At 66.6% G+C, this 24,212-nt stretch carries 26 protein-coding genes and 1 riboswitch; of the genes, 14 read left to right on the forward strand and 12 right to left on the reverse strand.

Annotation, left to right across the window (positions count from 1 at the left end; genetic code table 11):
* Positions 1–19: 19 nt before the first annotated feature.
* Positions 20–322: a hypothetical protein gene (locus ACIGJD_RS13305; RefSeq protein WP_483686592.1), complete on the forward strand. Its 303-nt coding sequence runs from the start codon at positions 20–22 to the stop codon at positions 320–322.
* A 59-nt stretch (positions 323–381) separates the two neighbouring features.
* Here ACIGJD_RS13305 and ACIGJD_RS13310 read toward each other — a convergent pair whose 3' ends face one another.
* From ACIGJD_RS13310 to thiO, 3 genes are all read right to left on the reverse strand, one after another.
* Positions 382–1,197 (reverse strand): thiazole synthase, encoded by an 816-nt coding sequence (locus tag ACIGJD_RS13310; protein ID WP_483686593.1) that lies wholly within the window; start codon positions 1,195–1,197, stop codon positions 382–384.
* A 4-nt stretch (positions 1,198–1,201) separates the two neighbouring features.
* A complete protein-coding gene (thiS, locus tag ACIGJD_RS13315; RefSeq protein WP_142133229.1) occupies positions 1,202–1,438 on the reverse strand; it encodes a sulfur carrier protein ThiS in 237 nt (78 codons plus the stop codon).
* The gene (thiO, locus tag ACIGJD_RS13320) at positions 1,435–2,760 is read right to left on the reverse strand and encodes a glycine oxidase ThiO (protein ID WP_483686594.1); all 1,326 of its coding nucleotides are present in this window, start codon (positions 2,758–2,760) and stop codon (positions 1,435–1,437) included. The genes thiS and thiO overlap by 4 nt, the downstream gene beginning before the upstream one ends.
* Positions 2,754–2,872, reverse strand: a riboswitch (TPP riboswitch). It overlaps the preceding gene by 7 nt.
* A gap of 27 nt (positions 2,873–2,899) precedes the next feature.
* On the opposite strand from thiO, the gene thiE reads away from it, so the two are divergent.
* The 4 genes from thiE to ACIGJD_RS13340 all read left to right on the forward strand — a co-directional run bounded on the left by thiE (position 2,900) and on the right by ACIGJD_RS13340 (position 8,025).
* Complete coding sequence (thiE, locus tag ACIGJD_RS13325; RefSeq protein WP_483686595.1) at positions 2,900–3,649, forward strand: thiamine phosphate synthase; 750 nt, start codon at positions 2,900–2,902, stop codon at positions 3,647–3,649.
* Positions 3,650–3,688: 39 nt separating this feature from the next.
* On the forward strand, positions 3,689–5,179 hold the full coding sequence (locus ACIGJD_RS13330) for an RNB domain-containing ribonuclease (RefSeq protein WP_483686596.1): 1,491 nt from the start codon (positions 3,689–3,691) through the stop codon (positions 5,177–5,179).
* Positions 5,180–5,470: 291 nt separating this feature from the next.
* A complete protein-coding gene (locus ACIGJD_RS13335; protein ID WP_483686597.1) occupies positions 5,471–7,144 on the forward strand; it encodes a DEAD/DEAH box helicase in 1,674 nt (557 codons plus the stop codon).
* An 8-nt stretch (positions 7,145–7,152) separates the two neighbouring features.
* Complete coding sequence (locus ACIGJD_RS13340) at positions 7,153–8,025, forward strand: DNA-methyltransferase (RefSeq protein WP_142133224.1); 873 nt, start codon at positions 7,153–7,155, stop codon at positions 8,023–8,025.
* 33 nt (positions 8,026–8,058) lie between these two features.
* Here the strand turns inward: ACIGJD_RS13340 and ACIGJD_RS13345 are convergent, their stop codons facing one another.
* Positions 8,059–8,907 (reverse strand): PHP domain-containing protein, encoded by an 849-nt coding sequence (locus ACIGJD_RS13345; RefSeq protein ID WP_483686598.1) that lies wholly within the window; start codon positions 8,905–8,907, stop codon positions 8,059–8,061.
* An 80-nt stretch (positions 8,908–8,987) separates the two neighbouring features.
* Between ACIGJD_RS13345 and ACIGJD_RS13350 the strand changes: the two genes are divergently transcribed.
* Positions 8,988–10,562, forward strand: a complete 1,575-nt coding sequence (locus ACIGJD_RS13350; protein WP_483686599.1) for an aminopeptidase P family protein — start codon at positions 8,988–8,990, stop codon at positions 10,560–10,562.
* Between the two features lie 99 nt (positions 10,563–10,661).
* Here ACIGJD_RS13350 and ACIGJD_RS13355 read toward each other — a convergent pair whose 3' ends face one another.
* Positions 10,662–11,636 carry a YflT domain-containing protein gene (locus ACIGJD_RS13355; RefSeq protein WP_483686600.1) on the reverse strand — a complete coding sequence of 325 codons (975 nt, stop codon included), beginning with the start codon at positions 11,634–11,636 and terminating at the stop codon, positions 10,662–10,664.
* A 77-nt stretch (positions 11,637–11,713) separates the two neighbouring features.
* Between ACIGJD_RS13355 and ACIGJD_RS13360 the strand changes: the two genes are divergently transcribed.
* The 3 genes from ACIGJD_RS13360 to ACIGJD_RS13370 are packed head-to-tail and all read left to right on the forward strand — an operon-like array spanning position 11,714 to position 14,889.
* Positions 11,714–12,997 (forward strand): magnesium transporter MgtE N-terminal domain-containing protein, encoded by a 1,284-nt coding sequence (locus tag ACIGJD_RS13360; RefSeq protein ID WP_483686601.1) that lies wholly within the window; start codon positions 11,714–11,716, stop codon positions 12,995–12,997.
* Positions 12,981–13,673 (forward strand): DUF1003 domain-containing protein, encoded by a 693-nt coding sequence (locus tag ACIGJD_RS13365; protein WP_483686602.1) that lies wholly within the window; start codon positions 12,981–12,983, stop codon positions 13,671–13,673. Before ACIGJD_RS13360 ends, ACIGJD_RS13365 begins: the two co-directional genes overlap by 17 nt.
* A gap of 58 nt (positions 13,674–13,731) precedes the next feature.
* The gene (locus ACIGJD_RS13370; protein WP_483686603.1) at positions 13,732–14,889 is read left to right on the forward strand and encodes an Mrp/NBP35 family ATP-binding protein; all 1,158 of its coding nucleotides are present in this window, start codon (positions 13,732–13,734) and stop codon (positions 14,887–14,889) included.
* Between the two features lie 28 nt (positions 14,890–14,917).
* Here ACIGJD_RS13370 and ACIGJD_RS13375 read toward each other — a convergent pair whose 3' ends face one another.
* From ACIGJD_RS13375 to sigE, 3 genes are all read right to left on the reverse strand, one after another.
* Positions 14,918–15,322 (reverse strand): twin-arginine translocase TatA/TatE family subunit, encoded by a 405-nt coding sequence (locus tag ACIGJD_RS13375; RefSeq protein WP_142133217.1) that lies wholly within the window; start codon positions 15,320–15,322, stop codon positions 14,918–14,920.
* Between the two features lie 69 nt (positions 15,323–15,391).
* On the reverse strand, positions 15,392–16,294 hold the full coding sequence (locus ACIGJD_RS13380) for an anti-sigma factor (protein ID WP_483686604.1): 903 nt from the start codon (positions 16,292–16,294) through the stop codon (positions 15,392–15,394).
* A gap of 7 nt (positions 16,295–16,301) precedes the next feature.
* Positions 16,302–16,916 (reverse strand): RNA polymerase sigma factor SigE, encoded by a 615-nt coding sequence (gene sigE, locus ACIGJD_RS13385; protein ID WP_286398004.1) that lies wholly within the window; start codon positions 16,914–16,916, stop codon positions 16,302–16,304.
* Between the two features lie 229 nt (positions 16,917–17,145).
* On the opposite strand from sigE, the gene ACIGJD_RS13390 reads away from it, so the two are divergent.
* The gene (locus tag ACIGJD_RS13390) at positions 17,146–17,778 is read left to right on the forward strand and encodes an O-methyltransferase (protein WP_142133214.1); all 633 of its coding nucleotides are present in this window, start codon (positions 17,146–17,148) and stop codon (positions 17,776–17,778) included.
* Positions 17,779–17,838: 60 nt separating this feature from the next.
* On the opposite strand, the gene ACIGJD_RS13395 is transcribed toward ACIGJD_RS13390, so the two are convergent.
* The 4 genes from ACIGJD_RS13395 to ACIGJD_RS13410 form a co-directional block, all read right to left on the reverse strand.
* A complete protein-coding gene (locus ACIGJD_RS13395) occupies positions 17,839–18,006 on the reverse strand; it encodes a DUF3117 domain-containing protein (protein WP_009357720.1) in 168 nt (55 codons plus the stop codon).
* Between the two features lie 234 nt (positions 18,007–18,240).
* Positions 18,241–19,497: a hypothetical protein gene (locus tag ACIGJD_RS13400; RefSeq protein WP_483686605.1), complete on the reverse strand. Its 1,257-nt coding sequence runs from the start codon at positions 19,495–19,497 to the stop codon at positions 18,241–18,243.
* Positions 19,494–19,970 (reverse strand): DivIVA domain-containing protein, encoded by a 477-nt coding sequence (locus tag ACIGJD_RS13405; protein WP_483686606.1) that lies wholly within the window; start codon positions 19,968–19,970, stop codon positions 19,494–19,496. The genes ACIGJD_RS13400 and ACIGJD_RS13405 overlap by 4 nt, the downstream gene beginning before the upstream one ends.
* Before the next feature lie 43 nt (positions 19,971–20,013).
* Positions 20,014–20,796: an LOG family protein gene (locus ACIGJD_RS13410; protein WP_483686607.1), complete on the reverse strand. Its 783-nt coding sequence runs from the start codon at positions 20,794–20,796 to the stop codon at positions 20,014–20,016.
* Positions 20,797–20,900: 104 nt separating this feature from the next.
* Between ACIGJD_RS13410 and ACIGJD_RS13415 the strand changes: the two genes are divergently transcribed.
* From ACIGJD_RS13415 to ACIGJD_RS13430, 4 genes are all read left to right on the forward strand, one after another.
* Positions 20,901–21,656: an amino acid ABC transporter ATP-binding protein gene (locus tag ACIGJD_RS13415; RefSeq protein ID WP_483686608.1), complete on the forward strand. Its 756-nt coding sequence runs from the start codon at positions 20,901–20,903 to the stop codon at positions 21,654–21,656.
* A 71-nt stretch (positions 21,657–21,727) separates the two neighbouring features.
* On the forward strand, positions 21,728–22,615 hold the full coding sequence (locus ACIGJD_RS13420) for a glutamate ABC transporter substrate-binding protein (RefSeq protein ID WP_483686609.1): 888 nt from the start codon (positions 21,728–21,730) through the stop codon (positions 22,613–22,615).
* 82 nt (positions 22,616–22,697) lie between these two features.
* The gene (locus tag ACIGJD_RS13425) at positions 22,698–23,348 is read left to right on the forward strand and encodes an amino acid ABC transporter permease (RefSeq protein WP_142133208.1); all 651 of its coding nucleotides are present in this window, start codon (positions 22,698–22,700) and stop codon (positions 23,346–23,348) included.
* Positions 23,345–24,184, forward strand: coding sequence for an amino acid ABC transporter permease (locus tag ACIGJD_RS13430; protein WP_483686610.1), 840 nt, complete (start codon positions 23,345–23,347; stop codon positions 24,182–24,184). The genes ACIGJD_RS13425 and ACIGJD_RS13430 overlap by 4 nt, the downstream gene beginning before the upstream one ends.
* Positions 24,185–24,212 lie beyond the last annotated feature (28 nt).

A 24,212-nucleotide genomic window follows, 5' to 3' on the forward strand; every position in this document is an offset into this window, starting at 1 on the left:
CGCGCGTAGGAGGAGATCCATGCTTTCGCTGACCATCGTGGTGCTGGCCACCGCCGCCGGCGGTTTCATCGTCTGGGCCAATGACAAGCGCCACGCCAAGTACGGCGCGGTGCTTCCGGCGGGTATCGCCGTGGGTGTCGCAGCCCTGGCATGGATCATCCTGATGGCGGCCGGCTTCGGCTACCTGCCCGGCCTGACCTGGCTTCCCTGGGTCCTGCCCATGGTCCTGGGCATTGCTGCCGCCATCGGCGCAGTGGTCTACCTGGGCCGCACGCGCGCCCGCCACGACATGGAGCGGCTGACCGCCATCCTGCGGCGCTAAGCGTCCTTAAACGAGCTGTGGCCACCACCCGCCCGGGTGGTGGCCACAGCTGCTTAACGTCAGAGGAACTCCGCCCTGCCCTCCATGGCCGACGACGCGAGGGCGTGCTCCCGGCGGGGAATGCGGCCTGCTGCCCGCGCCATCCTGCCCGCGATCACAGCGTGCTTGAAGGCCTCGCCCATGAGGGCGGGATTCTGCGCGCGCGTCACGGCCGTGGCCAGCAGTACTGCGTCACAGCCCAGCTCCATGGCAAGGGCGGCGTCGGATGCCGTCCCGATGCCGGCGTCCAGGACCACCGGGACCGACGCGCGCGACACGATCAGCTCGATGTTGTGCGGGTTCAGGATTCCCAGGCCTGTGCCGATGGGCGCACCCAGGGGCATCACGGCGGTGGCGCCGAGGTTTTCGAGCCGCAGCGCAAGAACGGGATCATCGTTGGTATAGGCGAAGACCTTGAAGCCGCGGTTGACCAGCTGTTCCGTGGCCTCCACGAGTTCCACGGCGTCCGGCAGGAGGGTCTGTTCGTCGGCGATGACTTCGAGCTTCACCCAGTCGGTCTCCAGGGCCTCCCGCGCCAGTTCCGCCGTGAGGACCGCGTCCCTGGCGGTGAAGCAGCCGGCGGTGTTGGGCAGCACCCGGATCCCGTGGTCCACCAGCAGCTGGAACAGCGATCCGGTTTCCGCGGTTGAGTAGCGCCGCATGGCCACCGTGGTCAGGGCGGTGCCGGAGGCCAGGAGCGCTGCGCCCAGGCCGTCCAGGCTCGGTGCCCCGCCTGTGCCCATGATGAGGCGGGAGCCGAGGGCCACGCCGTCGATCACCAGGGCGTCGCCGGCACCGGTGTTTCCGGCGGGGTTGATGGTGCTGGTTTCGGTCATGGCGTCAGCCTCCCTGTACTGCGGTAACGAGTTCAATGTCGTCGCCCTCGGCGAGCGCGGTGGCGAACCATTGGCTGCGCGGCACCACCTGGGCGTTATGTGCGACGGCGACGCCCAGCTTCCCGCCGTCCGTCGCCTGCCCATTGTCAGCCAGCGGACGCCCCGTGACCTCGCTGACGAGCATGGTGATGGAGGCGCCGTCCGCCACCGTGTGCGGGTTTCCGTTGAGGGTGATGTTCACGCTGTCTCCTTGATGTCGGTGCGTTGGGTGGCCGTTGCCGGCCTGGAGAACCGTTCCGGGCTGAAGGGCGCCCAACGGGGGTCGGGTTTTCCGTCCAGCAGCCCCGTGCAGATAGCTGCTGCGGCAGGGGTGAGCAGGACGCCGTGCCGGAAGAAGCCGGTGGCGATGATGAGCCCCGGGACGTGGCCCGCTTCCGCTCCGGCCCCTTCGCCCCTTGGGGTCGGGCCCACCGGCACCCGTCCCAGCAGCGGCGCGTTGTCCGGGGTTCCGGGCCGGGCCCGGGCGGTGGACTCCAGGAGTTCGAGTTCAGCGACGGCGGGCACCAGGGCCTGGGCATCGCGCAGCAGCTGGTAGACGCCGCCGGCACTGACGGCATCGGACAGGGCGTCCTCGCGCTGGGTGGCTCCGATCACCACGGTCCCGTCCTGCCGCGGCACGATGTACACCGGAATTCCGTGGACCAGCCCCCGCACCGTAGCTGTCACCAGGGGCTGGAGGTGGCGGGGAACTGCCAGCCGGAGGATGTCCCCGTGCACGGGCCGCAGCGGCAGTTCGAGGCCGGGGGGAAGGTCCGCGAGCGCACCTGACTGCAGGCCGTTGGCCACCACGGTTTCCGTTGCCAGGACGGTGCCGCCACCGGCGAGCCGGACTCCTGCCACCGTTCCGCCGTCCCACAACAGCCCGGCTGCCCGGTCCGGCACGGCGTACCCGTCCACCGCCCCTGCCACAGCCGGGCCCGGCAACTCCTGCGCGGCGCGGGCCAGCGCCAGCCGCAGGGCCGCCACCAACCGCCGGGGATCCACCTGGTGGTCCGCGGGGGTGTCGAGGGCGCAGGCGATGGCGGGACTGAGGAGGGGTTCGCGTTGGCGCGCCTCCCGCACGGTGAGGGGTTCCACCGCCAGCCCGTGGGCCTGCTGGACCGTGCGCAGGTCCATCAGCGCGCGGCGGTCTGCGGCGTCGGCACCCACGGCGAGTGTCGGCGTCGTCAGGTATCCGGAATCCGCGCCCGATGCATCGGCGAGACCGGCAGCGAACCCCGGCCACCGCGACGATGCCTCCAGCATGAGTTCCAGGAGGTCTTCCTCCTGGTAGTGCAGTTCGCTCACCGGGGCCAGCATGCCGGCGGCGGCCCAGCTGGCGCCGGAACCGGGCGCGTCGTCAATGAGGACGACGGAGCGTCCGGAACGCTGCACCTCCCAGGCGATGCCGTGTCCCACCACTCCCCCGCCAATGACGGCGACGTCGGCCCGTAGTGTTGCCGGAAGGGTGGAGGGGATGGACGCATCATCGGACGCGGGATGGGCAGTGCCGGGGGTACGCATGTGGGTTCCTTCCCTACGCCGGCATTAACCGGATCAGGTCAAGCGGTCGGCTCTGACGCCCTCTCAGCCCGGCGCTTTGTGACAGCTGCCGCGGGCTCCCGCAGTACCTCCCCAGTTTAGAGGAATTAGGCTTGCAGGCATGAATGCGACCACCCCATCCTTTCCTGCAGGTTCCCACGCTCCAGCCGGCGGAGTCGCCAATGCCGAGGTTGTCAACGCCCGGGACAATGAGGCCCTCAAGGCTGCCCGCCTGTACCTCTGCACCGATGCGCGGCGGGACCGCGGCGACTTTGCGGAGTTCGTGGACGCGGCGTTTGCCGGCGGCGTGGACATCATCCAGCTGCGGGACAAGACCATCGAGGCCGCCGAGGAACTGGACCTTTTGGCGGTGCTGAAGGAAGTGGCGGTGCGGCACGGCAAGCTGTGGGCGGTTAATGACCGCGCCGACATCGCCGTGCTTTCCGGGGCCCCTGTGTTCCACATTGGCCAGAAGGACCTGCCGCTGGCGGCAGCACGCACGCTGGTCAACGGGAACGCCGCCATCGGACTTTCCAGCCACACGGCTGAACAGGTGGATGCCGCCCTTGCCGCCACCGCCGGCCCCTCCGGCCTGGACTACTTCTGCGTGGGTCCGGTCTGGGCCACGCCCACCAAACCCGGCAGGGCCGCCGTCGGTCCCGACCTGGTGAAGTATGCAGCCGGGGCGTCCCGGCAGGCTGGGGATCCGGTGCCCTGGTTTGCCATTGGCGGCATCGACCACGGCAACGTCCACCAGGTGGCGGAGGCGGGCGCGCGCAGGATCGTGGTGGTCCGTGCCATCACCGAAGCCCCTGATCCCGCCGCCGCTGCTGCCTCCCTCCTCGACGCGCTGGACGCCGCCGGCTCCTGAGCCTGCTTAATCCCGGAACTTGGGGCTACGCTGAATTTTGTGTCACATCATCGGCTGGCCCCCAACGTCCACGACCATAAGAACGCCTTGGAAGAGGCGCTGGGCCTGCTGCGGACGGAACTTGAACTTCCGGGTCCATACCCCGCCGAAGCCGTGGAAGACGCCCTCGCTGCCGTGGCCGCGCTGCAGCTTCCGTCCTACGACCTGACCGCCGTAGAGTTCGTCACCATCGATCCGGCGTCCTCCACCGACCTGGACCAGGCAGTGTTCATCGAATTGGACGGGGACGGCTACCGCGTGATGTATGCGATCGCCGATGTTCCGGCCTTCGTTGCGCCGGGAGGTCCCCTGGACGCCGAGACGCGGCGGCGCGGCCAGACGTTCTACGCCCCGGACGGCCGGATCCCGCTGCACCCGGAGGTCATCAGCGAAGGGGCCGGGAGCCTGCTTCCCGGCCAGGAGTGTTCTGCCTTCGTCTGGGACTTCACTCTCGACGCCGAAGCAACCGTCCTGGCAGTAGGCGTCCGTCGGGCGCGTGTCCGCAGCCGCGACAAGCTCAGCTACAAGGGCGCCCAGGCAGACCTCGACGCCGGGACGGCCTCCCCCGTGCTCCATTTGCTCCGCGAGGTGGGCCTGAAGCGGGTGGCACTGGAGCGGGCCCGTGAAGGCGCCAGCCTCAACATGCCCGAGCAGGAGATTGTCCAACTGCCCGACGGCGGCTACCGGATTGACGCGGTTCCACAGCTTCCGGTGGAGGACTGGAACGCGCAGATTTCGCTGATGACCGGGATGGCGGCCGCTGAGCTCATGCTTGAGGGCAAGGTGGGCATCCTGCGCACCATGCCGGCACCGGATGAACGGTCCCTGAGGCACTTCCGGCTGCAGACGGAGGTGCTGGGCAGGCCGTGGGACGGCGAAGTCAGCTACGGCGAATACCTGCGCTCCCTGGATCCCACCGACCCGAGGCAGCTGGCCATCATGCATTCGGCAGGCATGCTGTTCCGCGGAGCGTCCTACACCGCCTTCGATGGAACCGTCCCCGAGGACGGAATCCAGTCCGCCATCGGCGCGGCCTATGCCCACACCACCGCGCCGCTGCGCCGCTTGGTGGACCGCTTCGTTCTGGTCATCTGCGAGGCCCTGAGCAACGGCGGCGATGTTCCCGGTTGGGCACGCGAAGCCCTGCCGCTGCTGCCGGGCATCATGGCGGGATCGGACCAGCTGGCATCCCGGATGGAACGCCTGGCCCTGGACACCGTGGAGGCGGCGCTGCTGTTGAACCACATCGGGCAGGAGTTCGACGCGATCGTGATCTCCGGGTCCAAGCCGCAGAACGGCAACGGCAACAACGGGAAGAATGGCAACGGCAATGGGAAGAACGGCAACGGGAGCTCCGGGATCATCCAGATCGCAGAACCCGCGGTGACCGCTCGCTGCGCCGGCGAATTGGAGTCCGGCACCAAGGTCCGGGTCCGGCTGGTGTCCTCTGACATCACCACCCGGGAGATCCACTTCGAACTGGTCCGCTGAGCAACCAGCGGACGCCGCAAGCGGGCCGAAACCGTGTTTCTGCACCCATGCGGCTAGACTGGAGGAGTAGAACTGGATGCCCGGTCGTTGATTTCCTCCATTTGAAACCAACAAGCCCGCCCCTACGCGATCTTGAGAATTGCCCGCTGGTCCCCAGTGCCAGCATTAGATAGCCCGCGATCGGCTTCCACTGGAATTGCTTGCGCGCCAGAGCGTGCTCCGGAGCGGCCAGCCCTGGCCGGCCCGTTGAGCAGGCAGCGCCAATGCCTAAATGAATAAGGAAACTCCCCTGTGAGTGAATTGCATACCCACCAGCTTCTGAGCGACGTGTCCGGTACGGAGACCATCGAACCGGAAGAGACCATCATCTCGGACGAGACGCCGCACGAGATCGCCGAAAAGTCCTTTGCCGACTACAACGTCCGCGACGACATCGTGGAGTCCCTGGCCGACGCCGGGATTACCCACCCCTTTCCCATCCAGGCCATGACCCTGCCGGTAGCCCTGGGCGGCCACGACATCATCGGCCAGGCCAAAACCGGAACCGGCAAGACCCTGGGCTTCGGCATTCCGGCGCTCCAGCGCGTCATCGGCCAGGACGACCCCGGCTACGCCAAGCTGGCCGTGCCGGGAGCCCCGCAGGCCCTGGTCATCGTTCCCACCCGTGAACTGGCGGTCCAGGTGGCCAGCGACCTTCAGACCGCGTCGCGCAAGCGCAACGCCAGGATCGCCACCATCTACGGCGGCCGGGCGTACGAGCCCCAGATTGAATCCCTGAAGAAGGGTGTAGAGGTAGTGGTCGGCACCCCCGGCCGGTTGATCGACCTCTACAAGCAGAAGCACCTGAGCCTGAAGAACGTCAAAATCGTGGTCCTGGACGAAGCCGACGAGATGCTGGACCTCGGCTTCCTGCCGGACGTGGAGACCCTGATCGCTGCCACCCCCGCCGTCCGCCAGACACTGCTGTTCTCCGCCACGATGCCCGGCCCGGTCATCGCCATGGCCCGCCGGTACATGACCCAGCCCACCCACATCCGCGCCGCGGATCCGGAGGACGAGGGCCTGACCAAGCGGGACATCCGCCAGCTGATCTACCGTGCGCACAGCATGGACAAGACCGAAGTGGTGGCACGCATCCTGCAGGCGCGCGGGCGCGGGCGGACCATCATCTTCACCAAGACCAAGCGCACCGCCGCCAAGGTGGCCGAGGAACTGGTGGACCGCGGCTTCGCTGCCGCCGCCCTCCACGGCGACCTGGGCCAGGGCGCCCGTGAACAAGCGCTGCGTGCCTTCCGCAACAACAAGGTGGACGTTCTGGTGGCCACGGACGTGGCGGCCCGCGGCATCGACGTCGAGGACGTCACCCACGTGATCAACTACCAGTGCGTGGAAGACGAGAAGATCTACCTGCACCGGGTGGGCCGCACCGGCCGGGCCGGGAACAAGGGCACCGCGGTCACGTTTGTGGACTGGGACGATGTCCCACGCTGGGCACTGATCAACAAGGCACTGGGCCTCAACGTGCCCGAACCCGTCGAAACCTACTCATCCTCGCCGCACCTGTACACGGACCTGGACATTCCCGAGGGCACCAAGGGCCGCCTGCCGCGCGACAAGCGAACCCTGGCCGGCGTCGACGCAGAGGTCCTCGAGGACCTTGGCGAGACCGGTAAGAAGAACAGCCGCGGCGGCCGGGACTCGTCCCGGTCCCGGGACGGACGCGGACGCAGCAAGGGCGGCAACCGCGAAGGAGGCCGCAGCAGTGATTCAGCCGGCCAATCAGGCGAGCGCCGCCGTCGTACGTCCAACCCGGAAGCCGCACCTGCCGGTGAAGCTGCCGCCCCGGCAGCCGATGGCGGCCAGCCGTCGCGCGCCCGCCGTACCCGCACCCGCACCCGCCGCCGCAACGGCGAAGTGGTGGCGGGCGCCGACAAGGGCACGCAGCCTGGCATCTCCGAGGGCTAACTGCCCCGATGACTGACACTGTTTGGGCGCCGGACGGCGGCAGCCTGGTGGTGCACGCGGACAACGCGGAGTACCTCCCCACGCTGCCGGACGGCGCCTTCACACTGATTTACGTGGACCCGCCCTTCAACACCGGCCGGCCGCAGCAGCGCCAGGAAACCCGCATGGTGGTCAACGCTGAAGGCAGCGGGGACCGGGTGGGTTTCAAGGGCCGCTCCTACGACACCATCAAGGGCGCCCTGCACCGCTACGACGACGCGTTCAGCGACTACTGGTCCTTCCTGGAACCGCGGCTCGTGGAAGCCTGGCGGCTCCTTGCCGACGATGGAACCCTGTACCTGCACCTGGACTACCGCGAGGTGCACTACGCCAAGGTCATGCTGGACGCCATCTTTGGCCGGGAATGCTTCCTGAACGAGATCATCTGGGCCTACGACTACGGCGCCCGCGCAAAAAACCGGTGGCCCACCAAGCACGACAACATCCTGGTGTACGTCAAGAACCCGGCCAAGTACCACTTCGACAGCGCCGAGGTGGACCGCGAACCCTACATGGCCCCCGGCCTGGTAACCCCGGCCAAGCGGGAGCTGGGAAAGCTGCCCACGGATGTCTGGTGGCACACCATCGTCTCGCCCACCGGCAAGGAAAAGACCGGCTACCCCACGCAGAAGCCGGAGGGCCTGGTCCGGCGCGTCGTCGCTGCCTCGTCCCGTCCCGGGGACTGGTGCCTGGACTTCTTCGCCGGCTCCGGCACCCTGGGGGCAGTGGCCGCGAAGCTGGGCCGGAAGTTCGTGTGCGTGGACCAGAACCAGCCGGCCATCGACATCATGGCCAAGCGGCTGGGTGCGCACGCCACCCTGGTGACCCGCCAGCCCAGCTAAGTTCCCGCCGGCCCTTCGGGGCCGGCCTGCGTCTTAGGGGCGGACGACGACGGCTCCCGTGCCGAGTTCCTCGATCCGCGCCAGCATGCCCGGTGCCGTGAGGTTCTCCCCGAGCAGGTTGGGCTTCCCGGTTCCGTGGTAGTCGGAGGACCCGGTGACCAGCAGGTCGTGCTTCGCCGCGAGCCTCCGGAGGAAGGCGCGGCCCTCCTCCGGATTATCCCGGTGGTCGATTTCCAGCCCTGCCAGGCCGGCGTCGATCATCTCGCGGTACGTACGCTCCCCCACGATCCGCCCCCGCGCAGAGGCCACGGGGTGGGCGAACACCGGCACGCCGCCGGCGGCACGGACAAGTTCGACGGCGGTGGCAGGGTCCGGAGCGTAGTGCGGAATGAAGTACCGCGAGCGGGAGGTAAGGATGGAGGCGAAGGCCTCTGAACGGTCCTCCACCACCCCTGCGGCAACGAGGGCGTCAGCGATGTGCGGCCGTCCCAGGGTGGCGCCGGGCGCGACGTGGTGGATCACGTCGTCCCACGTGAGTGGATAGTCTTCAGCCAGGATGGTCACCATCCGCTCGGCCCGGGTCTGCCGGGAATCCTTGGCCTTGGTGATCTCCTCCAGGAGGCCGGGATGGGTGGGATCGTGCAGGTAGCTCAGGAGGTGGACGCTGATGCCCTCCTCCGTCCGGCAGGACACCTCCATCCCCGGTACCAGGGCCACCCCGTATGTTGCAGCGGCGGCGGAAGCCTCCGCCCAGCCTGCCGTTGAATCGTGGTCGGTCAGCGCCACCACGTCTAACCCCGCACGGGCAGCAGAGGCCATGACATCGGCAGGGGTCTCGGTGCCATCGGAGACATTGGAGTGGGCATGCAGGTCAATCCTCACTTATCCAGCGTAGTGGACCGGGAACAAGAGACCGGGGAGGCCTGTTCGCTTAGCCGGGACGCTGGTGAGACGATGGTGCCGTGAACGATGCCGAAAACACCCAAAACTCTGCTTCCCAGCCGTTGGAGGAGCGCGTCAACAACCGCTCCCAGCGGCCCAGTTCCAACGCCTTCAAGGCCTTCATGGCCAGCAACTGGGCGCCGTCCAGCCAGGAGCTTCCCCAGCTGGACGCCGTGGCCCCCTATGCCGCGAACCGGCGCAAGGCGATCTCTGCCCTGTTCAAAGGTGAACGCCTGGTCATCCCCGCAGGGCCGTTGAAGGTCCGGTCCAACGACTGCGACTACCGTTTCCGCCCGTACTCCGGCTTCGCGCACTTGACCGGTCTCGGCCTGGACCACGAGCCGGACGCGGTCCTGATCCTTGAACCGGTGGAAGAGGGAACAGGCGACGACGGCGGGAACCACCGCGCCACGCTTTACTTCCGGCCGCTGGCCGGCAGGGACACCGAACAGTTCTACGCGGACTCCCGCTCGGGTGAGTTCTGGATCGGGGCCCGTCCCACCCTCGAAGAGTTCGAGGCCCGCCTGGGCCTGGCCACCGCACACATCGACCAGCTGGAAACAGCCATCACCAAGGACGTGGGCGCCCCGGAAATCGGCGGCATCTCGATCCGCCTGGTCCGTAAGGTCGACGAGAACCTCGACGCCCTGGTGGACACCGCCCGCTACAACACCGCCAGGGACCCCGAAAACCTGGACCTGGGCGTCCTGGATGCCCTGGACGAGAAGCTCAGCGAGGCCCTCTCCGAACTGCGCCTGTTGAAGGACGAGTGGGAAATTGAGCAGATGAAGATTGCGGTGTCCGCCACCGTGGAAGGCTTCGAAGAGGTTGTTAAGGCCCTGCCCCGGGCCCTCACACACGCCCGCGGCGAACGCGTGGTTGAAGGAGCATTCTTCGCCAGGGCCCGCGAGGTGGGGAACGAACTCGGCTACGACACCATCGCAGCGTCCGGCAACAACGCCACGGTGCTGCACTGGACCCGCAACACCGGGCGCATCCACGCCGGCGAACTCCTGCTCCTGGACGCCGGAGTCGAGGCCGACTCGCTCTACACCGCGGACATCACCCGGACGCTTCCGGCCAGCGGCACCTTCAGCGACGTCCAGCGCAAGGTCTACCAGGCGGTCCTCGATGCAGCCGATGCCGGTTTCGCCGCCGCCCAGCCGGGGACCAAGTTCCGCGACATCCACACCGCGGCCACCACGGTCCTGGCCGAGCGCCTTTCCGAGTGGGGAATCCTGCCCGTCAGCGTTGAGGAGGCGATCAGCCCGGAAGGCCAGCAGCACCGCCGCTGGATGCCGCACGGCACAAGCCACCATTTGGGACTGGACGTGCACGACTGCGCGCAGGCCAAGCGGGAACTCTACCTCGACGGCGTCCTGACCGAAGGCATGGTGTTCACCATCGAGCCTGGCCTGTACTTCAAGAAGGAAGACCTGGCGATCCCGGAGGAGTACCGCGGCATCGGCGTCCGGATCGAGGACGACATCCTCATGACCGCTGATGGCCCCGTCAACCTCAGTGCCGCCCTGCCTCGCAATGCGGAAGACGTGGAGGACTGGATGGCCGGGATCTACCGGACCGAAGAAGCCTGATCCAGGGCAGCGATGAACAAAGAGCGGGACCGCCGGATTCTTTCCGGCGGTCCCGCTCTTTGTGCGCCCCGATGTCAGGCCCGGTAAACGTGCCGGCTGCTACTGCCGGTGTTCGCCCTGGTGCTGGTCGCCCTCGGATCCGTAATGTTCTTCCGCACGGTGCGCTCCACCATGGTGTTCCTGCTGGTCCGCAGCATGTTCCGGGCTATGTCCCGGTCCTTGTTGCCCGGCATCCGCGGCGGGACCCTGCGGGACCCTGACGCCGTACTGCGGGCGGCCGTCCGGCAGGTCCGGGTAGCGGACCGAACGGACGGGCTGCTGCTGCTGGCCGCCGCCATACTGCTGATTGCCCTGCTGCTGCCCGGCGTCGTGCGGATACGCCTGTCCGTCCTGGGCCGATGCACCGTGCTCGGGCCCTTCGTGGGAAGGGCCGGCAGGCCGCTGGCCGTACGGATCGTTCCAGCCGGCTGGACGCGCAGGCCCCTGCTGCTGCGGATGCTGCTGCTGGTAAGGCTGGTTGTAGTAGTCGTTTTGCGTGTAGGGGCCGTGGCCGGAGGCAGCGTCGGAACGGGACATCGGCAACTGCTGGAGCAGGCGCCGGGCCTCGTGGGCTGCTTCCGGGGCCACGATGACGTCGTAGTTCGTTGCCACCACCTGGCTAGTGGACGTGAAGTCGCGCTTGCCGCGCTGCATGGCGTAGGTAACGATGCCAAAGAGCATGAAGAAGGCGGCGCCCATCAGCACCGATGTCATGATCGAAAAGTATCCGGGGGAAGGCGCGAAGAAGGACAGCATGACCCCCACGAACAGGCCAAACCACATGCCGCTCAATGCCCCGGAAAGTGCCACCCGGGGGTAGCTCAGCCGCCCCGTCACCCGCTCCACCATCTTCAGCTCATTGCCCACGATGGAGACCATCTGGACCGGGAACTGCTGGTCCGCCAGGTAGTCCACGGCTTTTTGGGCGTCGAGGTAGGAGGTGTAGGAGCCAACGGTGTCACCGGTGGGAACAGCCCGGGCATCGTCCGGTCCGTTCGGGGCGCCGGCCCTGGGTGCACCAAATAAGTTCGACATAACCCCATTCTTGCCCATCAAGGTGGGTGCTGCCTGTAAATTCAGCTAAAAGAGAGCAGACTCGGTAGCCTGTAGTGGTGAGCACAACACCTGCACGCGTCTTCGTGGCGCGCCTTCTGGGCCTCGATGTCTTCGACCCGCTGGGCGACCGGCTGGGCCGGTTGCGCGATGTTGTTGTGCTGTCCCGCGGGACCCAGGGTGCCCCGCACGTGGTGGGCATCGTGGTGGAAGTTCCGGGCAAGAAGCGCGTCTTCGTTCCCATGACCCGCATCACCTCCATCGACCAGACCCAGGTCATCTGCACCGGCCTGGTCAACCTGCGCCGGTTTGAACAGCGCGGGGCGGAGACCCTGGTGGTGGCCGAGATGTTCGACCGGCGCGTCACGCTCCGCGACGGCAGCGGCGACGCCACCATCGAAGACATCGCCATTGACCAGCACCGGTCCCGCGACTGGTTCGTCAGCAAGCTCTTCGTCCGGCGCGGGCACTCGCTGTCGCCCCTGAGCCGGCTGCGCCGCAACGAGACCCTGATCATCGACTGGGCGGACGCCCAGCAGGGCCAGAAGACCGAGCCGCAGGCCGCCACGCAGTTTGTGGCCAACCACGAGGACCTCAAACCCGCCGACTTCGCCGAGGCGCTCCAGGAGATGAGCGACAAGCGCCGCTTCGAGGTGGCCAGCGAACTCCAGGACGAACGCCTGGCGGACGTCCTGCAGGAGCTCCCGGAGGACGACCAGGTGGAGATCCTCTCCGCGCTGGATGTCCAGCGCGCAGCCGATGTCCTGGAGGAGATGGACCCGGACGACGCCGCCGACCTCCTCGGTGAGCTTCCCTCCGCGCAGGCCGAGGAACTGCTCCAGCTGATGGAGCCCGAAGGCGCCGAGGACGTCCGCCGCCTGCTCGAATATGACGAGGACACGGCCGGCGGCCTGATGACCCCCGTCCCGGTGATCCTCCCCCCGGAAGCCACCGTCGCCGAAGCCCTGGCCCATGTCAGGCGCGAGGAGCTCTCCCCCGCGCTGGCGTCGTCGATCTTCATTGCCCGGCCGCCGTTGGAAACGCCTACCGGCCGCTTCCTGGGCGTGGTGCACATCCAGCAGCTGCTGCGTTTCCCGCCGTTCGAGGCACTGGGAAACCTGGTGGACAAGAACCTGGAACCGCTGTCCGACCAGGCGCACATCAGCGAAGTGGCTCGGACCTTGGCCACGTATAACCTGAACTCCCTCCCGGTGATCAATGACGCCGGCCGGCTTGTGGGGGCGGTGACTGTTGATGACGTATTGGATCATTTGTTGCCGGACGACTGGCGCGCCCATGATGGCGAAGCCCCGATAAGAAAGCTCGGTGGCCGCATTGGCTGATATCAGTGCTCCGAAGAACCCCAACCAGCGGAACCTGGCCAAAGCGGAATCAAAAGGCAGCCTCGACACACCCCTGAGCGGCAGGCAACGGATCCTGCCCACGTTCCGCCCGGACCCCGATGCGTTCGGGCACGCCACCGAGGCCTTTGCCCGGTTCATGGGTACGCCCCAGTTCCTGGTGTACATGACGGTGTTCTGCATCTTTTGGCTGGGCTGGAACACGTGGGCGCCCACGGAGTGGCAGTTCGACTCCCGGGACCTTGGTTTCACGCTGCTGACCCTGATGCTGTCGCTGCAGGCCTCCTACGCAGCACCCCTGCTGCTGCTCGCGCAAAACCGGCAGGATGACCGCGACCGCGTCTCCCTGCAGCAGGACCGCCAGCGCGCCGAACGCAACCTGTCCGATACCGAGTACCTCACCCGGGAGCTTGCCTCCCTTCGGATCGCACTGCGCGAGGTAGCCACCCGCGACTACGTCCGGGCCGAGCTTCGTTCCCTCCTTGAGGACCTGCTCGAAGCCCAGGAGGAGCTGCGCGCCCACGACGACACCGGGCCGGGCTCGCACGAGTCACAGCGGGACAAGGTCAAGGACAAGCTTCGTGAACAACGGGACCGGCAGCGCAGCCCGCGTACCCAGCAGATCCCCCGGGTCAAACCCGGCCACTCTGCCCAATGACCGCCAGGCCGTCCACTTTCCGGCGGCCCGCAACCGCATGAAAGCCGAGGCTCCTCCCATGAGCGCCCCCATCGATCCCGCAACAGCAAGCGCCGCCCCACTGCACCAGGCCGTCAATGACGCCCTGGCCACGGTCATCGATCCCGAACTTCGCCGCCCCATCACCGAGCTGGGCATGGTGGATTCCGTCCAGGTGTCCGACGACGGCAAGGTCACCGTGGCGGTCCTGCTCACCATCGCGGGCTGCCCGCTGCGGGACACCATTACCGCCGATTCCCAAAAGGCCCTTTCCGCCGTCCCCGGTGTCACCGCCGTCGACGTCGAACTTAAGGTGATGGACCAGGCTCAGCGCGACGCGCTCAAGGAGAAGCTGCGCGGCGCGGGCGGGCAGCGCAGCATCCCGTTCAATGACCCCGGCTCGCTCACCAAGGTCTACGCGGTGGCCAGCGGCAAGGGCGGGGTGGGAAAATCCTCCGTCACGGTCAACCTGGCCAGCGCCCTGGCCGCCCAGGGCCTCCGGGTGGGCATCGTGGACGCGGATGTGTACGGCTTCTCCGTCCCGGCATTGATGGGCATCACGCAAAAACCCACCCAGGTGGACGACATGATCCTTCCCCCGGTGGCGTACGGGGTGAAGGTGATTTCCATCGGTATGTTCGTCACCGGCAACAAGCCGGTCGCCTGGCGCGGACCCATGCTGCACCGCGCCCTGGAACAGTTCCTCACCGACGTCTACTTCGGCGACCTGGATGCCCTGTTCCTGGACCTTCCGCCGGGCACGGGTGACATTGCCATCTCCGTTGCCCAGCTGCTGCCCAAGGCCGAAATCCTGGTGGTCACCACACCTCAGGCGGCAGCGGCAGACGTCGCAGAGCGGGCCGGCGCGATTGCCACCCAGACCGGGCAGAAGATCGCGGGCGTCATTGAGAACATGTCCTACCTGGAAATGCCCGACGGCGGGCGGATGGAACTCTTTGGAAGCGGCGGCGGGGCAGTCCTCACCGAACGCCTCAGCGCCACGGTAGGTACTGACGTGCCGCTGCTGGGCCAGATTCCCCTGGACATCCAGTTGCGGGAAGGCGGGGACTCCGGGGTGCCCATCGTCCTGGGCCAGCCGGATTCGGCGGGAGCGGCGGCGCTGGCGGCCATTGCAGGGCAGTTGGCGGCCAAACCCCGCGGCCTGGCCGGGATGAAGCTGGGGCTGCAGCCCCGCTGAGCTGTAAGCCCCGTTGAGCAGGCAGGCCTCAAGTGGCTTCGGTGTCGAACGGGGCAACCTCGCCCGGGGCCAACCTCTCCACTACCCTCTCGGGCCGTGCAGGAGCTGACTCGGCTGCTGCCGCTGCGCCGGAGACCGCAGCCACGGCGGCGGGAGCGCCCGCGCTCACTGGCTTAGTGTCGTCGTCGAGCAGTGCTTCCTTGATGATGCGTCGGGGATCGTACTGGCGCGGATCGTACTTCTTCCAGTCGACATCGTCGATGTCGATGCCCACTTCTTCCTTGATCTGTTCCCGCGCACCGTTGGCCATGCGGCGGACTTCCTTGACCAGGTTCGCCAGCTTCTGGGTATATTCAGGCAGCCGCTGGGGGCCGATCACCAGCACGCCAATGATCAGCAGAAGAATGAACTCCGGGCCGTTGATTCCAAACACTTTAGGAAGATTACCCTTTCCGGGCTGCGAGTGACGATTCCCGTCCCGCGGACGGAGCAACAGTTCGCGTCACTGGGTAAACAGCGCCGCGATCTTGCCGAACCCGCGTTCCAGCCGTGCCTCCAGCGGCTCGGCTGCCTGCCCCTCGGAGCTGTCCGGAACGGCAGCCGCCACACCTTCTGCGGCGCTGTCCGCAAGCCGTTTGAGGATGGGCAGGGCTTGGTTGGACTGCGCGGCGGGCAGGTCGGAGCGGTAGGTAATGGTGAGGCCTTCCGCACGGTAGGTGGCGGCCCTTGGTGACGTGGCCCAATCCTGCGACGGGCCCGCTTTCTCGCCAGCTCCGGCGGCTTCCGCCGGCGCATTTCCGGCAGCGGCAACCTGTGCTGCCGCCTGCCCGGTGACGGGATGCTGTTCCGTGACGGTGGCGTGATGCGCGCCGTCGGTAAGCCAAAGCTCCACCGCAGGCTGGCCGTCAACAACCAGCGCCTTGGCCGATTCCACGTGGAATCCCATGGCCTGCAGGTCGGGGCAGGCCCAGCCTTCAAAGCGCAGTGTTGCAAGCTGTGCCGTGGTCAACGTCCTGCCGTCCGCCGGTGTCTGCGAGGAGACATGCGAAAAGGCCGCCTCCGTGCCCACCGCCCCGCCGGCCGTGGGATCTCCAGCCGCCGTGAATGCCCCAACGGCCAGTACCCCGGCAGCAGCCACTGTTCCGCCGGCGGTCAGCGCAAGGGCCCGGGCGGCCAGGCGGGAAGTGCTGCTGTGGTCTACGGACGCTGCCGGCTGCGCGGCCAGTTCCGAGGTGCGCGCCAGCAACCGTGCAGTCAGGTCATCGCTGGCGGGCGGTATGGGAGCGTCCCGAAGACGCTCCAGGTACTGGCGTTCCCGGCGAACGGTGGCAGCACACTCCTGGCAGGCCTCCAGGTGGCTGCCCGTGCGCTGATGCCTGCCGCCGAAAGGAAACTGGGACCTCATGTGCCGTTCAGAGGATGCCGGCGATGCGCGGCATCTTGAGCTTGCGGCGGGACTGCTGCGGGCGCGGGTCGCGGTGGGCCAGCTTCTCCCGGAGCATGGTCCTGCCACGATGGATGCGCGAGCGGACGGTCCCCAGCTTGACGCCCAACGCCTCTGCGACTTCGTCGTAGGACAGCCCCTCGAGGTCGCACAGGACCACGGCGGCGCGGAAGTCCGGCGGAAGTTCCTCCAGCGCGGCCTGCACGTCAAGGTCGAGGTTGTTCAGTTCGAAGCTTTGCTCGGGTCCGGGCTCGCGGCCCGGCAGCCTGGACTCTGCGTCCTCCGCCAGGGCATCGAAACGGATGCGGGTCTTCCGGCGTGCCTGGTCAAGGAACAAGTTGGTGGTGATGCGGTGGAGCCAGCCGTCGAGCGTTCCGGGCTTGAAGTTGTCCAGGGAACGGAAGACGCGGACGAACACTTCCTGGGTGAGGTCCTCAGCATCGAACTTGTTGCCGGTCAGGCGGTAGGCCAGCCGGTAGACCTTCGCGGAATGGTTGGTGACCACTTCTTCCCAGGTGGGACGGACCCACTCATCGTCGGGATTGTTGACTGCAGGGACAGGTGCCACAACTGAAGATGACATCGTCCACTCCCCTCGTGGAATGCTAACGCCCGGATACTGTTGACATCTCTGATTCGGCGCCGGTCACCTTTTGGATGAGCGGATACCAATCATGTCAAACTTGGCTGGGAATTTCCTGACTGCAGGCAAACTTCAGCCTTGGGCGCAATGGGTCCTTCCCCGGCCTGCCCGGCCGGACACAGTAGGCTTGGGGAGACATTCCCCCCCTTACGCCCAGAAAGCGAAATCCATGAGCGCCGACAAGTCCAGCAGCTGGTCCTACGCAGAAGATCTGCCCGCTGAGGATGAGGTTATGCTTCGGGCCCGGGAGCGTTCGTTTGAATTGGGCGTCAGCGCCATCAGCCCCGGTGTGGGCGCCGTCCTCACGGTGCTGGCTGCTGCCTCCAAGGCCCAGACCGCCGTTGAAATCGGCACGGGCGCCGGCGTCTCCGGCGTGTGCCTCCTGCGCGGCCTGAGCCCGCACGCGGTCCTGACCACCATCGACGTGGACGTCGAACACCTGAGGGCGGCCCGCGAGGCATTCGCCGAGGCCGGCAGCCCGGCCAACCGTACGCGCACCATTTCCGGCCGCGCGGGCGATGTCCTGCCGCGGCTGACGGACGGGGCCTATGACCTGGTGTTCATCGACGCGGACAAGCCCGGCCTCCCCGGATATGTGGAACAGGCCATCCGGCTGCTCAAGCGTTCCGGGCTCCTGGTCATCAACGACGCCCTGGACAAGGACAAGGTGGCCAACCCCGCCGGCCGGGAGCCCAACACGGTGACCCTGCGTCAGGTGGGCAAGGCAATCCGCGACGACGACAGGCTGGCTTCAGCAATGCTTCCCACCGGGGACGGCCTGCTGGTGGCCGTCAAGAAATAGGGATCCCCCGAAGACGGATAGGGTCCGCAGCCCGCAGGCTGCGGACCCTGTCCGGCACGATTATTCGGTAACGCCGACCAGGCATTCCTTGAGGTTGGCTGCTTCGGCAGCGTTCAGTTCGACCACCAGGCGTCCGCCGCCTTCGAGCGGGACGCGCATGATCAGGCTGCGGCCCTCCTTGGTGACTTCCATTGGGCCGTCGCCGGTGCGTGGTTTCATCGCCGCCATGAGGAATTCCCCTCCATTTTGTCCCAGGACTGATCAGCCCGGGCGGGCTGTGTCCGCATGTCGATCAGGCGGCTATGGCGTCGGTGTTGGATCCACCGCCAAGGCTGCGCGTCTTCTGAATGCTTTTGTCCTTGCTTACCTATCATTATCGCGGAATTACCCGCGCGTAGCTAATCGATGGACATTTTCCTGGGCGTGTTATTCCCGCCCTGACCTGCGCAGAAGCATCTTTTGCTAGGGCGGATAATCCCCTCCGCCGGGCAGTGGCGCCCACGCCCACAGCCACACGATCCACACGACCTGCAGCAGCAGGAACATCACCACAACGGTCCCCCGGTATGCCCTTGACCGGGAAAGGAACACCGCGCCCAGGGCCAGCGGAAACAATGGCAGCAGCATCCTGAAAGTACTGGTCTGCGGGTGGAGGAAGGCCAGCAGGTAGCCCATGTAGCAGGCGCACCACAGCCTCAGTTCGACGCCGAGCCGCACCACCGGGCGAAGGAACAGCATCGCGGCGAACAGTGCCACGAACACCACGGGGGCAAGGATGCCCAGCACGGGGCCAAAAAGTTCGACGCCGGTGTCGAACCACGGTTTGAAAGGCACCAGGTCCTGGCCTCGCCACACCGTCTCCGTCTTGGTATAGGCCTGCGGGTCACCCGTGGCCGCCCACGCCACTGCGGGCCAGGCAAGGGCGGCGACGCCCGCTACGGCGGTGAGCCCGGTAAGTGCCGCAAGGTCCCGGCCGGTGTGGCTTGCCTCGTCGCTGCCGCGCTGCGGGCCGGCGCGGAGGAACGCGGCGGCGCGGAAGACCAGGAGCAGCCCCACCATGGCGGCAAAGGGGACACCCACCGGCCGGGACAGGCACAGCAGGACCACCACGGGCATGGCCCACAAGTACTGCCGGCGCACCACCAGCAGCAGGGCCCACGCAAGCAGCAGGAGCGACAGGGGTTCGGCGTAGGGCACCTGGAGGACGGCGGAGACGGGGAAGGCCGAGAAGAACGCAACACCCCACAGGGCGGTGGCATGGCCGGCCTTCTGCCGGAACAGTTGGTACACCGCCAGCGCTGCGCCGAAGCCGGCCAGCGTGGCGATCAGCGTGAGCGAGGCGGCGGGGTTGAGGCCGGTGAGGCGGCTGAGTCCGCCGGCCAGTGCCGGAAAGAGGGGGTAGAAGGCCCAGGTGTTTTCCTGCACATTGCCGGCGCTGTCCGTGGGAAGAACCGACGGGTAGCCGTTGGCGATGACCTGGCCGTACCAGCGCGCGTCCCAGATGTTGATGAAGTTCCAGTAGTCCGGCTTTGGCGGGAACCAAGGGTTGGGGCCCTGGTGGAGAGCCGCTGCCATGAAGATGCAGGCGGAAACCAGCCTCGCCGCCGCATACAGGGCCATCACTTGGAGCCAGGACGGCCAGCGGCGGAGGGCGGAAGCCACGCGGTGGGCTGCATTGCCGGCGGACGCCAGCGGGTTGCGGCGGGCCACCGTACTCACAGGCCGCCCTTCCCCGGTGTTGCATCCTCAGGGACCTGCCCCGAACTGCCGTCATGGAGCCCGGCCTCTCCGGCGCTTACTGTGCCCGGCTCTTCCCCTGCCTCATCCCCCGAGGCGGAGCCGGCGTCGGACGCCTGTTCCGCGGGGTCCTCCGGGGCTTCCGGCCGGCTGCGCAACTCAGCTATTTCCGCGTCCTTTGCAGCCAGCTGGTCCCGGAGCTCGTCCAGGACCTGGTCCACCTGGTCCATCCGGTAGCCGCGCAGGCCCAGCGAGAAGCGCAGCCGGGTCACATCTTCCGGAACGGCGTGTTCGGGAAGGAGCACTGGCGGAAGGTTCGCGGGCGGCTCTTCGAATCCGCCGTCCAGGAGTGCAGGCAGCCCGGTGTTGCCGGTGGTGCGGGAACGCCGGCCCAGGCCGGCCCAAAGGACCGCCGCCACCAGCACGACGGCGAGGAAAACGAGGAAGAAGCTCACGGTTCCATCGTGCCAGACCGCCGGCTGGAACCGTTGCGCCAGGCTACTCCGGGCGCTGCTCGCCGTTCATGGCCGGGGCCACCGCGACGTGCAGGACGCGGTCCACGGCTTCCGCGGGGTCGTCCACCAGCTGGATGAGGTCCAGATCCTTTTCGGAAACCATTCCCTCGGCCACCAGTGTGCCCCGGATCCAGTCAATCATCGGTCCCCAGAAGTCGACGCCGAGGAGCACGATGGGGAAGGACGTCACCTTCCGCGTCTGCACCAGGACCATTGCTTCGAACAGCTCGTCCAACGTCCCCAGCCCGCCGGGGAGCACGATGAAGCCCTGGGCGTATTTGACGAACATGGTCTTGCGGGCGAAGAAGTAGCGGAAGTTGATGCCCAGGTCCACCCACTGGTTCAGGCCCTGTTCGAACGGCAGCTCGATGCCCAGGCCCACTGACACCCCGTTGCCTTCCACTGTTCCCCGGTTGGCCGCCTCCATGGAGCCCGGGCCGCCGCCGGTGATTACGGCGACTCCGGCCTCGGCGAGCTTGCGGCCCACTTCCACACCCATCTCGTAGTAGATGCTGCCGGGTTTGGTGCGGGCTGAACCGAAGACGCTGACCGCTTTTCCAATGTCCGCGAGCGCGCCGAAGCCTTCCACGAACTCGCTCTGGATCCGCAGCACACGCCATGGATCGGTGTGGACGAACTGGCCGGGGCCCTTGGTATCAAGCAGATGCTGGTCCGACATTTCCACTGCCGCCTGCTTGCGGCGCAGCTCAAGGGGCCCCTTGCGGCGCGGCTGGGAATTCTTGGCCGGATCTGCGTTGATGCTCATTCACCTAGGCTAACCTCCAACTGCAGGTATCTCTTGAATCACGATCAGCATGAAGTTGGGGTGATTGGCGTCATAACCCACGGTTGTTCGCTAGATTCTTTCCTATGACTACTCATGTGCCCGGCGATACTCTCGTCTCCCTGAACGCCGTTAATAAGCATTACGGCCAGCTGCACGTTCTGAAGGACATCAACCTGCAGGTCCGCAAGGGCGAGGTTGTTGTGGTCATCGGACCCTCCGGTTCCGGTAAGTCCACCCTCTGCCGGGCCATCAACCGCCTGGAGACCATCGAGGGCGGAACCATCAGCATCGACGGGAAAGTCCTCCCCGAGGAAGGCAAGGAACTCGCCCAGCTCCGCGCCGACGTCGGAATGGTGTTCCAGTCGTTCAACCTGTTCGCGCACAAAACCATCCTTGAAAACGTGACCCTGGGGCCCATCAAGGTCAAGGGCGTTTCCAAGGGGACCGCGGAAAAGGACGCCATGGCACTCCTGGAACGGGTGGGCGTGGGCCACCAGGCCCCCAAGCTCCCGGCCCAGCTCTCCGGCGGCCAGCAGCAGCGCGTCGCGATTGCCCGCGCCTTGGCAATGAAGCCGAAGGTCATGCTGTTCGACGAGCCCACCTCCGCCCTGGACCCCGAAATGATCAACGAGGTCCTGGACGTCATGGTCCAGCTCGCCAAGGAAGGCATGACCATGATCGTGGTCACGCACGAGATGGGCTTCGCCCGCAAGGCCGCTGACCGGGTGGTTTTCATGGCCGATGGCCAGATCGTGGAAGATGCCACCCCGGAGGAATTCTTCACCAACCCGAAGAGTGACCGCGCCAAGGACTTCCTGTCCAAGCTGCTCACCCACTGACTCAACCGAACAAACACACTTCAGTTCGCATCCAGGCCGGAAAACCCACGGCCATCAATGAAAGGAATGTCATGAAGACATTTATGTCCCGGCGAAAGTCTTTCGTCGTGGCGGCTACCGCTGCCCTTGCCCTGTCCCTCAGCGCCTGCGGCGGCGGCGACTCCGGCGGGTCCAGCAACCCGAGCCCGGTCGAGAAGCCCTCCTTCGCTGCCGGAACCACCATGGAGAAGCTGGCCTCCGCCGGCACCATCAAGATCGGCACCAAGTTCGACCAGCCGCTGTTCGGCCAGGTGGGCCTGGACGGCAAGCCTGTCGGTTTCGACGTTGAGATCGGCAAGCTGATCGCCGCCAAGCTGGGCATTCCCGCGGACAAGATCGAATGGTCGGAGACCGTTTCGGCCAACCGCGAGCCCTTCATCCAGCAGGGCAAGGTGGACCTGGTCATCGCCACCTACACCATCAGCGACAAGCGCAAGCAGGTTGTGGACTTCGCCGGCCCGTACTACGAAGCCGGCCAGGCACTCATGGTGAACAAGGACAACGACACCATCAAGAAGCCCGAGGACGTCAAGGGCAAGAAGGTCTGCTCCGTCACGGGTTCCACCCCGGCAGCCACCATCGTGGACAAGTACGGTGCGGAACTGGTTCCGGCCGCCACCTACTCCGCCTGCCTCGAGCCGCTGCGCAACAAGCAGGTTGAAGCCGTGACCACTGACAACGTGATCCTCGCCGGCTTCGTCGACAAGGAACCGGACGCCTTCAAGCTGGCTTCTGACGAAACCTTCACCAAGGAGCCTTACGGGATCGGCCTGAAGAAGGGCGACACCGAGTTCCGTAACTGGATCAACGACCAGCTGGAGTCCTTCGAAAAGGACGGCTCCTACAAGAAGGCTTGGGAAGCCACTGCAGGTTCGGTCATCAAGACCGCACCGAGCCTCCCGGCCATCGACCGCTACTAAACAGCGTCCACGCTGCCGGGGCCGCACAACGGCCCCGGCAGCACAGCTTTTAATCCGTCCACGCTTACAGCCGAAGGATCTTATGGACGTCATCATTGAAAACCTGCCCCTGTACTGGAGCGGTTTTCTTCGTACGCTTTTCCTCTCCGTCGTTTCCGGTATCTTCGCGTTGATCCTCGGCACCCTGCTGGCCGCGGCGCGCGTCTCCCCGGTTGCGGCGCTGCGCGGTTTCAGCACCGTCTACGTGGAGATTTTGCGCAACACCCCGCTGACCATCGCCTTCTTCTTCGCAGCCGTCGTGCTCCCGCGGCTTGGGGTCAAGTTTGAGCAGTTCGAAGTCGCCGCGATCATCGCCCTCAGCACCTACACCGCAGCGTTCATCGCCGAAGCTGTCCGCTCAGGTGTCAACAGCGTGCCCGTGGGCCAGGCCGAAGCCGCCCGCAGTATCGGCATGAAGTTCGGCCAAGTGCTAACGCTCATCATCCTCCCCCAGGCCCTGCGGACGGTGATCCCGCCGCTGATCAACATCCTGATCGCCCTGGTTAAGAACTCCTCCGTGGCCGGCGCGTTCTTCGTCCTTGAACTTTTCGGCTACGGCCGGCAGCTGGCCAACGCCAACGGCGATGCCGTCATCACCGTCCTGTTGGGCACCGCGTTCTTCTATCTGCTCCTCACCGTTCCGCTGGGAATCCTCGCCAACACGGTGGAACGAAAGGTGGCGATTGCCCGATGAGCTCCGTCCTGTACGACGTTCCCGGCCCCAAAGCACGCCGGATCTCCCTCATTGCATCGATCATCGGCGGCCTGCTGATCCTCGGCCTGCTGGCCTGGATCATCATGACCCTTGGCCAGCAGGGCATCTTCGAGGCCCGCCGCTGGCAGATCTTCACCCGCGCCGACGTGTGGCGGCTGCTTGGCAACGGGCTCGGCGCCACGCTTGCCGCGGCGGCCATTGCTGCAGTGATCGCCTTCCCGCTGGGCCTGCTGCTGTGCCTGCTGCGCATTTCCGACGCGGCCGCGATCCGGGTCCCCATGCGGATCATCCTGGAATTCCTGCGCGGCATGCCCGTGGTCCTGATGATGCTCTTCATCCTGCTGGGGTTCCGCACCTCCGCGTTTGTGGCCGTCATCGCCGGACTGGTGCTTTACAACGCCGCCGTCTTCGCGGAGATCATCCGCGCCGGCATCCAGTCCCTGCCCAAGGGACAGCGCGAGGCGGCGCTGGCCATCGGCCTGACCAGCTACAAGTCCCGCATGCTGATCGAATTGCCGCAGGCCATCCGGCGCATGATGCCCTCGCTGGTGGCGCAGATGGTGGTGCTCCTGAAGGACACTTCCCTGGGCTACATCGTGGCCTACGGTGAGCTGCTGCGCGCGGTTCAGGTCATGGCGGACTTCCTGGGTCCGCAGTACCTGTTCCCCGTATTCTTCGTGGCTGCTGCCATCTATATCGCCATCAACATCTCGGTCTCACGGCTCGCCGTGTGGATCGAGCGCCGCGGCTCCAAGAAAGCCGCCGGCGGAACGGCCAAGGCGGAACCGGACGTCCTGGAAGCTGCGGCTCCCTAGTCCCCGCGGCTTTCCACGAAAGAGGGCC

The sequence above is a fragment of the Arthrobacter sp. E1SS-5 genome (assembly GCF_057073715.1).

Excerpts from the sequence above, each read along its gene's own strand:
- ACIGJD_RS13305 (WP_483686592.1), top strand. The coding sequence starts at position 20 with ATGCTTTCGCTGACCATCGTGGTGCTGGCCACCGCCGCCGGCGGTTTC.
- ACIGJD_RS13310 (WP_483686593.1), bottom strand. The coding sequence starts at position 1,197 with ATGACCGAAACCAGCACCATCAACCCCGCCGGAAACACCGGTGCCGGC.
- thiO (WP_483686594.1), bottom strand. The coding sequence starts at position 2,760 with ATGCGTACCCCCGGCACTGCCCATCCCGCGTCCGATGATGCGTCCATC.
- thiE (WP_483686595.1), top strand. The coding sequence starts at position 2,900 with ATGAATGCGACCACCCCATCCTTTCCTGCAGGTTCCCACGCTCCAGCC.
- ACIGJD_RS13340 (WP_142133224.1), top strand. The coding sequence starts at position 7,153 with ATGACTGACACTGTTTGGGCGCCGGACGGCGGCAGCCTGGTGGTGCAC.
- ACIGJD_RS13355 (WP_483686600.1), bottom strand. The coding sequence starts at position 11,636 with ATGTCGAACTTATTTGGTGCACCCAGGGCCGGCGCCCCGAACGGACCG.
- ACIGJD_RS13370 (WP_483686603.1), top strand. The coding sequence starts at position 13,732 with ATGAGCGCCCCCATCGATCCCGCAACAGCAAGCGCCGCCCCACTGCAC.
- ACIGJD_RS13380 (WP_483686604.1), bottom strand. The coding sequence starts at position 16,294 with ATGAGGTCCCAGTTTCCTTTCGGCGGCAGGCATCAGCGCACGGGCAGC.
- sigE (WP_286398004.1), bottom strand. The coding sequence starts at position 16,916 with ATGTCATCTTCAGTTGTGGCACCTGTCCCTGCAGTCAACAATCCCGAC.
- ACIGJD_RS13390 (WP_142133214.1), top strand. The coding sequence starts at position 17,146 with ATGAGCGCCGACAAGTCCAGCAGCTGGTCCTACGCAGAAGATCTGCCC.
- ACIGJD_RS13395 (WP_009357720.1), bottom strand. The coding sequence starts at position 18,006 with ATGGCGGCGATGAAACCACGCACCGGCGACGGCCCAATGGAAGTCACC.
- ACIGJD_RS13410 (WP_483686607.1), bottom strand. The coding sequence starts at position 20,796 with ATGAGCATCAACGCAGATCCGGCCAAGAATTCCCAGCCGCGCCGCAAG.
- ACIGJD_RS13415 (WP_483686608.1), top strand. The coding sequence starts at position 20,901 with ATGACTACTCATGTGCCCGGCGATACTCTCGTCTCCCTGAACGCCGTT.
- ACIGJD_RS13420 (WP_483686609.1), top strand. The coding sequence starts at position 21,728 with ATGAAGACATTTATGTCCCGGCGAAAGTCTTTCGTCGTGGCGGCTACC.
- ACIGJD_RS13425 (WP_142133208.1), top strand. The coding sequence starts at position 22,698 with ATGGACGTCATCATTGAAAACCTGCCCCTGTACTGGAGCGGTTTTCTT.
- ACIGJD_RS13430 (WP_483686610.1), top strand. The coding sequence starts at position 23,345 with ATGAGCTCCGTCCTGTACGACGTTCCCGGCCCCAAAGCACGCCGGATC.